Origin of the sequence: Rhizobium sp. TRM95796, from assembly GCF_025779995.1 — a bacterium.
Taxonomy (GTDB): Bacteria; Pseudomonadota; Alphaproteobacteria; order Rhizobiales; family Rhizobiaceae; genus Rhizobium_E.
In genome coordinates this window covers 153,004-166,205 of sequence record NZ_JAOXHE010000011.1, presented here as the reverse complement: position 1 = coordinate 166,205, position 13,202 = coordinate 153,004, and the positions used below count along the sequence as shown (strand labels likewise).

Genomic DNA, 13,202 nt, shown 5'->3' with positions numbered 1-13,202 from the left:
GGCTAGCTACGCAGGATTAGTGAGAGACAGTCGGCGTAAGGCGGTTGAGAGCAGGTGCAAGTATCGTCGGAAACACCCCCGGTTTCCCGTAGGCTCTCGCGGAGAGCATCGCGCCATACACCGTCGCCAGAAATGCTTCGGCTTCGACGTGCGGTTCGCTCGTGAGATTGAGCGTCCCGCTTTTGTAGCCACGTTCCATGACCGTCCTCAGCCACGATGAAATGAAGCGAAAGAAATTCGTCACCTCGGTTGCGACTTCCGGCGGAAGGGATGGCAGTTCACTGGCAAGCAAAGCACACACACAATAGGGCCTGCTCGCATCCTCGATGCATTTGGCCCAGTGGTTCGCATAGACTTTGAGGATGTCCAATTCGTCTGGAACGTTCTGTTCGAGAGTGACAACGCTCGCCTGCCCGTCCTCCCGGTAACGCTTGACCAGCTCACGCACCAGATCGACCTTGCTGGGGAAGTGGTGGTGGATGCTGGCCTTGCGTATGCCGACCACTTCAGAGATATCTGCATAGCTGAACCCGTTGTAACCCCCACTCATGATGAGGTTGCGCGCAGAGGCCAGGATTTGGTCGGAAGTGTTCGAAAGATTGTTCATGGAATCTGTCTACCTTCTAGTAGGAAGATCGTCAATAGCAAAAAGCTCGTCTTGCTTCTAGCCGTCTGTGGAGACCGTAAGAGCTTTCCACGATGCGAGTTCCTGCTGCAAACGCTCGATACGCGCCGTCACGTGGCTGAGGGCATCGCTACCAAGAAGGAGCTGCGGCGGAGGATTGTTCGATCCAATGAGAGTAAGCACAGCGGCAGCCAGTTTTTTGGGATCACCGAGCTGCTTGCCGCTTACGGCCTGACGCGCCTCGCGAATCGGATCGAACAGGCTGTCGTAATCCGCAATCGACCTGTCTGTGCGGACCATCGAACGCCCAGCCCAGTCTGTCCGGAATGAGCCAGGGCAAAGCGTTGTCACGTGAACTCCAAACGGCGCCATTTCCGAGCGCATGACCTCGGAAATGCCCTGAAGAGCGAACTTGCTGCCGCAGTAATATGCGATGCCGGGCATGGTGATCATACCGCCCATCGACGTGACGTTCACGATAAAGCCACGGCGGCGCTCACGGAACCTCGGAAGGAATGCCTTGGCCACAGCGACGGCGCCGAACACGTTCACATCAAACTGACGTCGCATCTCTTCAAGTGGCGATTCCTCGAGCACGCCTTCGTGACCGTATCCGGCATTGTTGATCAGCACGTCGACTGGCCCGTGTTCGTCCTCCGCTTGCTGGACGACGTCAGGGATGCGGGCGAAATCGGTTACGTCGCAAAGGACCGAGCACAGTTGCGGGAGGGTCTTTGCCAGCGCTTCGCGCGAGCGTTCGGAGCGGAGGGTCCCGATGACGGTGTGACCGGCTTCCATTGCGGCGGTGGCGATCGCCAGTCCAAAGCCCGAGCTCGCCCCTGTTATAAAAAACGTTTTGCTCGACATTTCTGAAACTCCTTGATTAAACGTGGATGACAGATAATCTGAAGGCCAGCTGAAATCGATTGCGGATTCTCTAATTGGTTTGACTAATCCTATGATTTTTGAAGAACAGTCCGTCGCACATGACCGGCTTGTCGCCGTGGCCGAACAACTGGCTCCTCGCCTCGGTTACAATCAGACTGCGATCAGCTGTGTCCGTATCCTGCGCACTGAAGCGGTACTAGATGACATCCCAGTTCTCTATAAACCGGGGGCAGTGTTCGTTTTACAGGGGAGCAAGCAAGGCATCCTGGAAGGCGAAGTATACCTTTATGACGAGGACCATTATCTCGCTGTTTCGGTACCCGTTCCATTCCGGATGACGTCAAAGGCAAGTCCACAACGGCCATTGCTTGCCGTCTATCTGGAGCTAGATATGCGGATGGCGGCCGAGATTGCTCTGCAGGTGGAAGAACTCGCAGGTCCCTCAGGCGGTAAACCGAGAGGTTTGCTCTCGAGCAAAATGGATCGCAATATCGGAGACGTCCTGCATCGCCTGCTGACTGTACTCGGCAACCCGGTCGATGTCGCCGTGCTCGGGAATTCCATCCTTCGTGAACTGCATTACCGGGTCATGTCAGGGCCGCAGGGTGACGCGGTGATCGCGGCAATTCAGCGCAAAGGAACATCGGGAAGACTGGTCGAGAGCGTGGCGTGGCTGCGGGAGAATTACGCTAACGAAATTGCCGTGGCGGATCTGGCCAAAGAGGTGGGCATGAGCGTTCCTTCCTATCACGTCCATTTCAAAAACCTGACCGGCTCAAGTCCGATGCAATATGTAAAGGCGATGCGGCTCCATGAGGCCCGACTTATGATCGCCAGCCAGAGCGGGACCATTGCAGACGTAGCTGCGTCGGTCGGCTATGTCAGCCCTGCACAATTCAGCCGCGATTTTAGAAGACATTTTGGACGCACCGCGTCGGAAGAGGCCAAGTGGGTCCACCATCATCTTGGTGAGCAGGGCTAACCGATGCTCTCGCAAACCAGTCGCCCGATGGGCAGCATGTCACTGCAAAGCAGCTCGAAGGGCGGCTTCACAGTGAACCAGGGTCGTATCGAAGACGGGGACGCCGACATTACCCTGATTCAACAGCATCCCTACCTCGGTACAGCCTAGGATAAGACAATCACTGCCTTGATCAATCAGTCCCTGCGCAATCCGTTCATACGTCAAGCGACTTTCCTCGCGAACCACATCGCGACACAACTCGTCATAGATGATGCGGTGAGTTTCCGCTCGATCATCGGCGTCAGGAACTGTTGGTGACAGTCCTCGGGCGGTCAGCCGGTCGGTGTAGAAATTCTGTTCCATAGTGAAGGCGGTCGCCATCAGGCCCGGCCTGCGGAAACCGCCGTCCAGGATGGCGGTCGCAGTTGCATCCGCGATGTGCACGAACGGGATCGAGACCCCGCTCAGGATCTTGTCCGCCACCTTATGCATGGTATTGGTCGCCATGATAAGCAAGTCGGCACCTCCGCGCTCCAGAGCAATGGCTTTTTCATTCAGGATATCTGCCGCCGCGTCCCACTCGGAGGATGCCTGTAACTTTTCGATTTCGTCGAAGTCGACCGATCGTATGAGCAGCTCGGGAGAATGAAGTCCTCCAAGGCGCTCGCGTGTCAGCCTGCAGAGTTCCCGATAATAAATCTGGGTCGAGGCTGCGGACATTCCGCCAAGAATACCGATTGTCTTCAAATGCTTTCTCCATATTCACGTGTTTTAGTCTGTTGCCGCCAAAACAGCCGAACCAACACTCTGTCGTCAGGAAAACCCGACGACAGAGTGGGGAATGTAGTTCATCTCAAGAGCTTGTATTTCAGCGTCGGTGAGCCTGATGGAAAGCGCGGCGACAGCGTCGTCCAAGTGCTGCAACTTGGTTGCGCCGATGATGGGTGCGGTGATCTCGGATTTAGATAGAACCCATGCCAACGCAATCTGTGCTCTGGGCACTTCCCTCTCCTGCGCAATCCTGGCAACCGCCTCCGCCACGCGTCCGTCGGCGTCCTCGGTGGTGCGGGTGTAGAGGCCCTTTCCGATCTCGTCAGTTTCGGAGCGATCGCTCTGCGCGCTCCAATCGCGGGTCAGACGGCCACGTGCGAGCGGGCTCCACGGGATAACGCCAATACCCTCGGCTTTGCAAAGCGGGAGCATCTCTCTCTCCTCTTCACGATACAGCAGGTTGAGGTGATTCTGCATGGATACGAACCGTGACCATCCGTTCGCCTGCGAGACAGCGAGCATTTTCGAGAACTGCCACGCGTACATCGACGACGCACCGATGTAGCGGGCTTTGCCCGCCTTTACGACGTCATGCAACGCTTCCAGCGTTTCCTCGATCGGCGTGTGGTGGTCGAAGCGGTGGATCTGGTAGAGATCGACATAGTCAGTTCCCAAACGCTTCAGGCTGGCATCGATCTGCGAAAGAATAGCTTTTCGCGACAGGCCGGCCCCATTTGGTCCGGGCTTCATCCGACCGTTGACCTTTGTGGCGATGACCACGTCGTCTCTCGTCGAGTAGTCCCTTATAGCGCGGCCGAGGATTTCTTCGCTCGTTCCATCCGAGTAGACGTTGGCGGTATCGAAGAAGTTGATCCCCAATTCGATCGCTTTGCGGATAAAGGGGCGGCTTTGTTCTTCCGCTAGCGTCCAGGGGTGGCTTCCGCGATCGGGCTCGCCATAGCTCATGCACCCAAGGCAGAGCCGGGAAACCTCGAGGCCGGTATTTCCAAGGCGCGTATATTCCATGTCTATCTCCAATTTTGCAGCGGAAACCTGGCTTGCCGATCGGCAGCTCCCGCCTTGCTTAATGTTCAAGCGCTTATGCCGCCATCGACGAGAATGCCCGAGCCGGTGATGTAGCCAGCGCCCGGGCCCGCGAGGAATGCAACGGCCTCTGCAACCTCTCTGGTCCGACCGTATCGGGCAATCGACAGGCTCGGCAAGATCGCAGGTGCTAGAGCGCCATCGGCAGGGTTCATATCGGTATTGATCGGGCCAGGCCGGACCAGATTGACGGTAATTTCCCGCGGTCCCAGTTCGCGCGCTAGACCACGTGTAAAACTTTCCAGAGCGGACTTGGTCGCTGCATAGACCGCAATTCCTGCGAAAGGCACAGCCAGGCCTGCATTGCTGCCAGTACTGATGATGCGGCCTCCGTCCGGGATGTGCTTCAACGCTGCCTGAGTGATCAGAAAGACGCCGCGCACGTTCACGTTCAGTTGAAGATCGATCTCGTCCAGTGGCTGTGAGGAGAAATCACCGGCAAACAGGACGCCGGCATTGTTGACCAGGATGTCGAGGCCGCCGAGGTCAGCGACAGTCCGCTCAACCGCAGCTTTAGCAGCGTCTGGGCTCGCGGCATCAGCTTGAATGGCAATGGCTTTGCGGCCCATCACTCGGATCTCGGCTACGAGGGCTTCGGCCTTTTCCGCCGACCTCTCATAGGTGATCGCGACATCGGCACCATCTTCGGCCAGTTTCAACGCGATGGCCGCGCCGATACCGCGTGCCGCACCGGTCACGAGCGCTCGCCTTCCCGCAAGTGGAGGAGTGGGAGTGTTGTTCATGGAATTTTACCTCAAAATGTTGCATGTCGATCGGCCGAGAAATGGATTGTCCGAGGGTGGCCGACTGGGAGTGGGAATGGTCAAACCTTCAAAGGAAGAGCCGATGGCTCAACTTTCGTACTCATCGGTGGACTTCTTTGTCCGATGGCAGGCCAGCGGAAAGCCAACCTGCAATGATGAGACAAAGACCAATCGCGACGGCTGCGACGCTGTAGGCATGGCCGATGGATCTCTCATCGGATGCTGAACCCAGGATTGAGAAAAACAATCCGCCGATAAGCGCTGTGGCCAAAGCGCCGCCTATCTGGAGCATCGAATTGACTAGGCCCGACGCCAAACCCGACCGCGTCGGGTCAACCCGCTGAACGACAGTCTTCACCAGATTTGGCAGCGCAATTCCCTGACCGGCGCCAATAAGGAACAAGGCAACGAATAAGAACTCTGGTGCCCCGAACGAGATCAGGGCAGCGGTCCCGAACAATCCAGCCGCTTCCAGGGTCATGCCTGCGGCGGCGGCGTACCTGCCGAAGACGCGCAGGATGCTCCCGCTCGCGAATGGTCCCAAAACGAACCCGAGGGCCGCGGGAAGGATTGCAACTCCAGCCTCGAAAGGCGTACGGCCAAGGCCGCCCTGTTGGTAGACCGAAAACGTCAGCCAGAAAGCCGCAAAGGCATAGAAGAACAGTGCTGAGAGCAGCCCGCGCTTCAATCCCGTTACCTGGAGCAGCCGAGGTTCGACAATCGGATCTCCCCCCGCGGCCCCCACCCTTTGCTCGTAGCGCCAAAACAGCAGAAGAAGTGGCAGGGAAGCCGATAGCATCAAGATCGACCAGATCGGCCACCCTTGTTCACGGCCCTCAATCAGCGGCGAGATCAGCGCAAACAACGCAACTGCGATCAGCGTCGCTCCACCCATATCCAGCTTCCTCGCATCCTCCGATCTGGTCTCGCGCAACATTACCAGCGCGGCCGGCGCGGCTATTGCGATCACGGGAAGGTTGATAAGGAAAATGGCTCTCCATCCGAGGCCAAGCACATCCAGTGCAATCAGCGCCCCACCGAGAAACAGGCCAGCCATTGATGCCACCCCAAATGTCAGGGCATAAAAGCTGAGTGCCTTCGACTTTTCGTGTTCGGGAAATATCGCATTGATTGACGCCAAAGCTTGCGGCGCCATAATTGCTGCCGCAAACCCCTGGAGGATACGACCGGTGATCAAGACCGAGGGGGACCAGGCGAAGCCGCACAAGGCAGAGGCGGCGGCGAATGCGACCATTCCAGCCAGAAAGACGTTTCGTCGACCATAAAGGTCGCCAAGTCTGCCGCCGGTGATCAGCATGACTGCGTAGGTGGTGGCGTAGCCTGAAATAATCAGCTGCATCGTCGAGGCGGAGGCCTGAAAGTCCTCCCGGATCGAGGGCAGCGCCACGTTGACGATGAAGAAATCCAGCGGGGGCAGAAAAGCCCCGGTCAATAAGATGGCCAATGCCGTCCACCTGCGCGGATCGAGACTGTCCTTGGCGTCATGGGATCGTAACAACTTTCTCTCCATATCGAGAAGCGAAGCCGCTGAAGCGGGTTGCAATGCGTGAATTCGGAACTCAATGGTTCCTAATTGAAGTCAGTCGAGCGGCTTCAGCGCGAAGTCGACCATCGCCCTCGTGTCCTCTCGATCTGCACCAGCCTTGCCCAGCACTCTCATTCCTTGGATCTGACACACGAGGAATCTCGCCAAAGTTCGCTCGTCCAACCCACGATCAATCTCACCCAGGGCTTGAGCCCTTATGATGGCGGCCGCATAAAGATCCTGCAGTCGCCGGAACAGTCGTGCAATTCGAGCGGAAACCTCTTCGTCCGCAGGAAGCATTTCGACGGCCGACAACACGACAAAGCATCCGCGCAGGCCCTGTTTGCCTGAGGACTCCTCAACCTGCCGCAAAAAAGCTTCTCGAATTGCGGCTTTTGGCGACGGGTTGGTATGTAGGATTTCGCCAAGCTTACGAATGGCATCTTCGATATAGACATCAAGCGCGCGGAGATAGACGCCCCGCTTGTCCACGAACGCCTTGTAAAAACTACCTCTCGATAGCTCCATGCCTTCGAGCAGGTCGGGCAAAGAAGCATCGTGATATCCACGGTCCCAGAACACGCCCATCGCCTTGCGAACTGCGTCGTCGAGTTCGAATTCGCGAGGGCGTCCAACGGTCGGGGATGTCTGACTGCGTCTAACCATGGAGACAATATGGAACCATTCAGTTTCTATTGCAAGTCATATTTTCTCGCATTAGATAATCGCTCGTGGTTTCCAAGGCGGCGCCGCCCTTCCCTACCTGGGCCGCCTATATTTAACAGGAAAGTTCAGGCCAATGGATCGAGAAGTCATTATTCCAGAGGAAATGCGCGAAATCGTCGCCCGCGCAGGATATGCCCCGGCGGTTAAGGTTGGCGGTACGATCTACGTCGTCGGGCAAGTCGGCCGCACGAGGGACTTGCAGGTGATTGAGGACCCGCGGGAACAGTTCAGGGCCATGTGGGAGAACCTCCGCATCGTCCTTGAGGCCGCAAACTGCACCTTCGACGACGTGGTGGAGATGACTACCTATCATGTGGAGATGTCGAAGCACATGGATATTTTCAGGACGGCAAAGAACGAAGTCTTTCCAAAAGGAACCTACGCATGGACTCGTATCGGCGTATCCGAACTGGCACATCCTGGCTTGCTTGCGGAGGTGAAATGCGTCGCGGTGAAGCGATAGCGGTTAGGTTCACACCGATCGGGGAGCGGGCAATGCGCCCTCGTGCCGGCATGGAACAGGGTACCAGCTCTTGAATGGACACGAACCCACGACAAGTTAGATCAGGGCGTTATAGCAGTGGATTTCAGATATCTCTCAGTCGGTTGGAAATCGCGGCGCGTCTCCTCGAGTATGCGCCGACCCACACCGATATTTTGTTCTTGATACGTTCTGCCTTTTTCCTTATTATTCGGGAATTAAGGGGCAATTCGCCTCTGCGCGGTCGCCACAGCGACGGCGCGATCTATCTCTGAACAAGAGCCGACGCGCGGATAGTGGCCTCGGTCCGAAACTGGTGGGAGCTGCGAATGCTGACGGCAATTTCTGAAAGGTGGTGAAAAAATCAAACACGGATTGATGACGTTTTCGAATGCCATTATCAAAATTGCAACAGGTGAGTCGTCATATATGGACTCAGGAGAATGACTATGGCTAATCGCTACGTAGAAGCCGAACTGCTAATGGCGATCTGGAAGCTCGGAAGCGATAACGAACGTTTACCGACCTCACATGGGATATTGGATAGAGCGTTGTTCGAGTGCCGCGATGATCTTCCAGCGGCACTTCGGGATAATCTGCATTTTGGGCAAACGAACGTCGGTCTGCGTTGTTACGAGCTGCCCGACATTCTTCTGGCTGCGCAAGATGCGCTGCTGACCAGCGAACCCAATCCAACCTATCTATCGACGAATGTCATGATCGACGAGGAGATGGCGCGTCGCATCGCGGTCAGGAATGGCTTGTCCACGAAAGTCGCTCGCGAAATCGGCGGCAGGCTTAATCATCGTGCGGCCATGTTGCGAGACACGACAGAAAACACATCGCATTTTGCCGCGTAGGGTTTTTCTATGGAACGAAGCTTGGCAATCCAACTCAAGGACAGCCTGCCAAGCTTAACCCAGAGTGTCCATGAGCTTATGACGCAATGGCTCCAGCCATTGAAAGTCCGGCTGGACCAAGGTGTTGAAACACGCCCCAAGCAGGTGAACGATCCAATCTGGGGAACGGTGGACCTCTTTTCCTGGGAAGTCGCGTTTCTGGATACGCCCTTTCTACAGCGATTGCGTGGCGTCAAGCAGCTAGGACTTGCGCAGCTTGTCTTCCCAAGTGCAAATCATGATAGGCTCGAGCATGTCGTTGGTGTTGTCGGTGCCGTCGAGACGATGCTCGATGCGCTGGGACGGCGTATTTCGAAGTGGAATATCTCCCACGTGGACGACCTGCTTCCGGAAATCACACAGAACCAAAAATATATCTACAGGCTGGCTGCCCTAATCCATGACACAGGTCATGGGCCATTTAGCCACGCCATAGAGCCGGTGTTGGAGACCCAAACCGGCGGGGCGAATCCACTTGCGCCCTGGAAAAAGGAGCTGCGAGATGCGCAGCTTCTTTTACGCAGGATTTATCCGCAGAACGATATGCCGTCGATCTCTGAAGTCCTCGCGGTCCTATTTGTCCTATCGCAGCCGATGCGCACGATCCTCGCCCACGATCGACTGCTTATGCCGCGTGGCAGCCTTGATGCAGAACAATTTCAGGAACATCTTGCAGCCGCCATCCTCGGTGCCGTTTCCGGACCTGGTGCGAGTCATCTTTCCCAGGTTCTCAGCAGCCAGATCGATGCGGACAAGCTCGACTACCTGTCTCGGGACGCCCATCATTCCGGGCTTGAGATCGGGTTTGACACGGATCGGCTACTGTCGAAAATCGAAATCCTCAAAATGACAGAGCAGAACCTCGACCCAAGCCTCGGTGATCTGATAGAAAGGGCGAACGCACAATCGACGCGGAGCATCTTGCAGATTGGAATAGCTGCATCCGGGTTCGGGTCGTTCGAACAGATGCTCATCGGCAGAACGTTCCTCTACGACCGGCTCTACCACCACCACAAGGTACGGGCGGCCGAGGCGATGGCGCAGCGATTGGTGCTTGCCGCAGAAGAAGAGAGAGGAAAACCCTTTTCTCTTAAGGAAATGTTCGTTCCGTTCGGCGACGAGAGCATACTTCAGGTGTTCGCCGGCAACTTGACGAGCTCCCAGATCAAACTGAAGCCGGGTCGGTCCCGACGACTTGCATCCGGACTGTTGAACCGGGACCTTCTTCATCGGGCCTTCGCATTTCGGGGACGATTTATCGATTGCCCTCCGGGCCTTTTGGACGAGCAAAAGGAAGACATCCGCCGGGAGAAATGGGCGGTCGTTGCGCGCGATCTTAGCGCGCTGGCCACCCGTATTGAGGTTGCAAGCGAGATTCACGCGCTGTCGCTTGAGATTGGTACGTCCCTCGCCACCGACGTGGGGACGCCGGAGCAGTCGAAGGTCGCGTCGATGCGAGACGAACTTCAAGCCATCGGGGCAGAAGAGATAATCGTGGATATTCCTGCGAAAAAGGCAGACGCAATCCGTATTCTTGCCAGGTTCCCGACTGGAACCATCCGCGTTCCGGAATTTTCGTTCAATCCAGTCAAATGGACCGACGCCTACGATTTACAGAAGCGAACCGGTTACGTCTTCTGCCCGCGCAGTCTTGTTCCGCTTGTGTCGCTTGCGGCGAAACTGATCTTTCTGCGCCGGTACGGCGTTGTGATGGGCCCTGACGCCGACGGCTATATCAAAATGACCCAGGACCATACCGGCTGGCTCGAAATCCTTCGGCAGCGCGAGTTGCTCGATCATACAGCAATCGAACTCCTCACACGGAAACGCCACCAGCTTCTTACGATCAGGTCAGAGAAGCTCGGTATCCCCAACGACTGGCTCGGCCAGGATCCGGATCTCGACGTCAAACTCACCGAGGATATCAACCGGGTACTACAAGCGGGATTGACCCACGAGGATGCCGAGGCCTTCTACAAGGTCATGGGCACTATGTTCAGCATTGTTGACCACTGGTACGGAACAGGACTTGTCACCGAGGCACTCGAAAACGAGGCTGCCTTGCAGAAGCATATCCGCAGCTTTCTTGAAATGAACCGTATCGATGTCAAGGAAGGCGCTGAGATGAGCGGCGGTGAGCTCGACCTCTTGGCCGAGGGTCGCGTGATTATCGAAAACAAGTTCGAAAGCAACGTGGCAACGAATGCCACAGCAAAAGCCGCGGGTATGCAGGCCAGGCGCTATGCGATGGCGCTCTCGTCGCAGCTCACGATCGTAATCGTAGCGGTTCGCCACCGAGCAGGGGAGATGCTGGAAAAGACCAAGGCTGTCAGCGTCGGGCCTATTGTTGGCGGCGAGAACCGCGTTGCGCTACGCATTGTCCTTCCTTATGGGTCTCCCATACCATCACGCGAGAAAGCGCAGAAGAAGAAATGAAAGTCCTGATAAAAAAGGACTGGCTCTTGCTCCGCCCCGCCAAGCAGCTTAGCGTCCACGGTAGAGTTGCACGAGCTTTATTCATCATCCGCATCTGCAATTACGACGAAGGCTGCTCCCAATGAAAAGCAGTCAGATCGAGCGCCAAGAAGAAGGGCGTCGAGCTGCTGCATACGCCGAACTTCAGAATCTGGTGGGTCGTCACTATCCATCTTATCCCGAACGCTGTTGAAGACAGAACGACGGACGCGCGGCTGAAATACAACCACTTTCGTTTTCAGATTGGAGCCTAAGCCAGCGAGCATCGCGAGCAATGCCTCCCTGTTTTCTTGGCGTTGCCCATCATGCCAAACTGCATTCTGGAGCACCCCTTCAGCGTTCGCCGCCAGCTTCTCTCTGAGCAGTCCGCGATCAACGTGGCGCAGATTTTTGATCGCTTGTCCGACAACGACTTCATAATCAGAGACGGAAAGCCCGCGATTGGCATCGTTGGAACCACTGCCCTTCACGTGGATCAGCGTGAGCTCAGGCGGGTCGCTCGTGTCGTTGACGTGGATGAAGTCCGCAGACTCCATTGCGCCATCATCGCAAACGAGCCAACCGGCCTGCTGGCCCCGTTCTTCCAAATTGGGCCAATGTCTGGCGACCATGCCGAAAAGAGAATTGTCGTCAGCATTGCCGATATTCTCAACAGCAAAGCGTTTCCCGTCCAGGGGCTTCTCCTGCCAGAACGCAGTTCCATGATGGGCCATCGAGACCCATCGCCAGTCCGAGAACCTGGCGTCCCGGAACCTTGTCTCATAGAAGTGGCCCCGTGAGAAAGTGTGGCCAGTGTCGAAATAAACCGTGATGTTCTCTGGCTGCCGACATATTTTGAGGATATCGGCATCTCGGGCTTCATTGTCGAAACCATCCATCTTGCGAATCTTGAGACGAACATCGCTACCCAGCGTTTGCTCGAATTCGTACGCCAACCGCCCGAGCCTCTCATCGGCCCAGAAGACGTCCGCTTCAAAGTTCGCGCTTCCGGCCGCCGCCGTGACTTCAAATCTGGCAGCATCGCCGAACTGCTGAAGCCAACGAAGTTCGTCTTCGCCAGCAGGCCCCGCTCCATCAGCCACTTGTTCGGGCACAATGAACGCTAAATCGTAAGGCTGCTCGATTCCGTCCAGTGCGGTTATAGCGGAAGCGAGGATCGGAAGCGGCCTGTCCGGTCGCGCCGCGTCGCTCATGTAGTCTGCAGCTCGATCAAGGACCAGACCGACGTTTACGATGAATTCCTCCCAAGACCGTGTGGGTCCAATCCAGATTCTGCTCCCGGTTGGACTCGCACCGACCACGGCACTTGTGTGATGTTCGGATAGGGAAATCGTGCTGCGGACCGAGCTGAAGTAGTATGTCTGGTCCCCAAGGGGATCGAGGGAGGTCTCCAACTCAAGTCCTGAGAGAATTTTCGAGTCAGGCTTGATCGCTGTTCGACGATGTGTGCCGCTGAGCCAAAGCGTGCGGACCTGGCTCTCAACAAATGCCTTGTTGATTTCGCTCGAACTAAGCCGCCTAATTCTCGAAAAAGGTCCATTGGACGCGCGCAGGATTTTCTTTGCAACGGTGCCTCGAAGACCATTATCCGAGAACAGCAGGGCGTATAAATCTCCCCGACTAGCCACAATGATCAGTTGGTTCAGCGTGTCTGCAACGCCTTCACCAACATACCAACTCGGCGATCGCTTTTCGACGTAGTGTGCCCAGGCAACCGTTGTCCCGTCACTTTCGATGGACGGGTCTTGGACCGCGGGGAACCTTGCCCTTTCCGTGCCTTTCTTGTCAGCATTGTCTCTTGCGAGATCGCGAATTGCGGTAAGCAGTTCGCTGGATGCGACGGCGTCTCCGGTGGCTCTGTAGAGCGAAACCGATAAGTAAGGCGTACATTGATCGCTGGACAGCGCCATCGACATCCCCCAATCCGTCAGCGCACCAGCAACGACACGCGATTAAATA

At 56.3% G+C, this 13,202-nt stretch carries 12 protein-coding genes; 4 read left to right on the top strand and 8 right to left on the bottom strand.

The annotated features are described in order from the left end of the window. Window positions 1-16: 16 nt before the first annotated feature. Both OCK01_RS21700 and OCK01_RS21695 read right to left on the bottom strand, forming a co-directional pair. Window positions 17-607 (bottom strand): TetR/AcrR family transcriptional regulator, encoded by a 591-nt coding sequence (locus OCK01_RS21700; RefSeq protein WP_263825767.1) that lies wholly within the window; start codon window positions 605-607, stop codon window positions 17-19. 57 nt (window positions 608-664) lie between these two features. Further along, a complete protein-coding gene (locus tag OCK01_RS21695) occupies window positions 665-1,492 on the bottom strand; it encodes an oxidoreductase (RefSeq protein WP_263825766.1) in 828 nt (275 codons plus the stop codon). A 91-nt stretch (window positions 1,493-1,583) separates the two neighbouring features. Between OCK01_RS21695 and OCK01_RS21690 the strand changes: the two genes are divergently transcribed. After that, on the top strand, window positions 1,584-2,495 hold the full coding sequence (locus OCK01_RS21690) for an AraC family transcriptional regulator (protein WP_263825765.1): 912 nt from the start codon (window positions 1,584-1,586) through the stop codon (window positions 2,493-2,495). A 39-nt stretch (window positions 2,496-2,534) separates the two neighbouring features. Here the strand turns inward: OCK01_RS21690 and OCK01_RS21685 are convergent, their stop codons facing one another. The 5 genes from OCK01_RS21685 to OCK01_RS21665 form a co-directional block, all read right to left on the bottom strand. After that, window positions 2,535-3,224 carry an aspartate/glutamate racemase family protein gene (locus OCK01_RS21685; protein WP_037082729.1) on the bottom strand — a complete coding sequence of 230 codons (690 nt, stop codon included), beginning with the start codon at window positions 3,222-3,224 and terminating at the stop codon, window positions 2,535-2,537. Window positions 3,225-3,290: 66 nt separating this feature from the next. After that, window positions 3,291-4,274 (bottom strand): aldo/keto reductase, encoded by a 984-nt coding sequence (locus OCK01_RS21680; protein ID WP_263825764.1) that lies wholly within the window; start codon window positions 4,272-4,274, stop codon window positions 3,291-3,293. A gap of 65 nt (window positions 4,275-4,339) precedes the next feature. Then, window positions 4,340-5,095, bottom strand: coding sequence for an SDR family oxidoreductase (locus tag OCK01_RS21675; protein ID WP_263825763.1), 756 nt, complete (start codon window positions 5,093-5,095; stop codon window positions 4,340-4,342). A 121-nt stretch (window positions 5,096-5,216) separates the two neighbouring features. Continuing rightward, on the bottom strand, window positions 5,217-6,647 hold the full coding sequence (locus OCK01_RS21670; protein ID WP_263825762.1) for an MFS transporter: 1,431 nt from the start codon (window positions 6,645-6,647) through the stop codon (window positions 5,217-5,219). Window positions 6,648-6,716: 69 nt separating this feature from the next. Then, window positions 6,717-7,250, bottom strand: coding sequence for a TetR/AcrR family transcriptional regulator (locus OCK01_RS21665; RefSeq protein ID WP_263825761.1), 534 nt, complete (start codon window positions 7,248-7,250; stop codon window positions 6,717-6,719). Window positions 7,251-7,461: 211 nt separating this feature from the next. Between OCK01_RS21665 and OCK01_RS21660 the strand changes: the two genes are divergently transcribed. From OCK01_RS21660 to OCK01_RS21650, 3 genes are all read left to right on the top strand, one after another. Then, window positions 7,462-7,851: a RidA family protein gene (locus tag OCK01_RS21660; protein WP_263825760.1), complete on the top strand. Its 390-nt coding sequence runs from the start codon at window positions 7,462-7,464 to the stop codon at window positions 7,849-7,851. A 467-nt stretch (window positions 7,852-8,318) separates the two neighbouring features. Next, on the top strand, window positions 8,319-8,729 hold the full coding sequence (locus OCK01_RS21655; RefSeq protein ID WP_263825759.1) for a hypothetical protein: 411 nt from the start codon (window positions 8,319-8,321) through the stop codon (window positions 8,727-8,729). Window positions 8,730-8,750: 21 nt separating this feature from the next. Continuing rightward, on the top strand, window positions 8,751-11,204 hold the full coding sequence (locus OCK01_RS21650; RefSeq protein ID WP_263825758.1) for an HD domain-containing protein: 2,454 nt from the start codon (window positions 8,751-8,753) through the stop codon (window positions 11,202-11,204). A gap of 77 nt (window positions 11,205-11,281) precedes the next feature. Here the strand turns inward: OCK01_RS21650 and OCK01_RS21645 are convergent, their stop codons facing one another. After that, window positions 11,282-13,159, bottom strand: a complete 1,878-nt coding sequence (locus OCK01_RS21645; RefSeq protein WP_263825757.1) for a sugar phosphate isomerase/epimerase — start codon at window positions 13,157-13,159, stop codon at window positions 11,282-11,284. Window positions 13,160-13,202: the final 43 nt, after the last annotated feature.